This is a genomic window from Bartonella sp. AD328YNZD, from assembly GCF_042196425.1.
This window is the reverse complement of sequence record NZ_JBHIQG010000636.1, coordinates 1-918: the sequence shown is the minus strand read 5'-3', so window position 1 is coordinate 918 and position 918 is coordinate 1. Positions and strand designations below refer to the sequence as shown.

The following is a 918-nucleotide window of genomic DNA, read 5'->3' as shown; positions in this document are numbered from 1 at the left end:
ACTTCATCAAACAAAGTGACAGCAATCAACATATCAGCTTTGTCTGCATCTGCAGCCAAAAGAACTTCAGGCCGTGAACCGTGACCAACAAAACCTCTCACATCCAATGTATCGCGAATCTTTTCAATTAATCTTGTTTCAATATCAATAACAGTAACATCGTGATTTTCAGCAGCAAGACGCTCTGCTATCCCATAACCAACCTGTCCTGCTCCACAAATAATAATACGCATCGCTTTAAGAAACTCCAAGCGCTTTAAGTTTACGGTGCAAAGCTGAACGCTCCATGCCTATAAATTCAGCAGTACGCGATATATTTCCACCCAAACGTCCAATCTGCGCCACTAAATATCTCTTTTCAAACAATTCTCGTGCTTCACGCAACGGTAAATCCATTATACTCTCATCCGAATCCATTTGAAGACGTGGCAAAGAATCATTCACTTCACTGGGAAGAAAATCCGCTGTTATAGGACCATCCCCATCCCGCACAAGAATAAGAAGACGCTCAATATTATTACGTAATTGTCTTACATTACCCGGCCAAGCATGCGTTTGCAAAATAGCAATCACATCATCACTGATTTCACGTGGCTTAATCCCAACCTGCTGTGATATTGTTTTTACAAAATGATGGACAAGTTCTGGAATATCTTCACGACGAGCAGAAAGGGGCGGAACAGTAATGGGAACAACGGAAAGACGGTGGAAAAGATCTTCTCTAAAGCGCCCGTCAGAAATGAGGTTTTCAAGATTTTGCGCTGTCGAAGAAATGATACGAACATCTACTTTAACACGTTTTGTACCGCCAACTCTCTCAAATGTTTGCCCCGTTAACACCCTAAGAATCTTACCTTGAGTCTCACGTGGCATATCAGCAATTTCATCAAGATAAAGTATTCCGCCATGGGCTTCCTC

At 42.0% G+C, this 918-nt stretch carries 2 protein-coding genes; both read right to left on the bottom strand.

Translation table 11 applies throughout. The annotated features are described in order from the left end of the window. The coding region (locus ACFIO3_RS14175) for an NAD-binding protein (protein ID WP_375704697.1) at positions 1 to 233 on the bottom strand (233 nt) is incomplete at its 3' end. 4 nt (positions 234 to 237) lie between these two features. Then, a partial coding sequence (locus ACFIO3_RS14170) for a sigma 54-interacting transcriptional regulator (RefSeq protein WP_375704696.1) occupies positions 238 to 918 on the bottom strand: 681 nt, incomplete at its 5' end.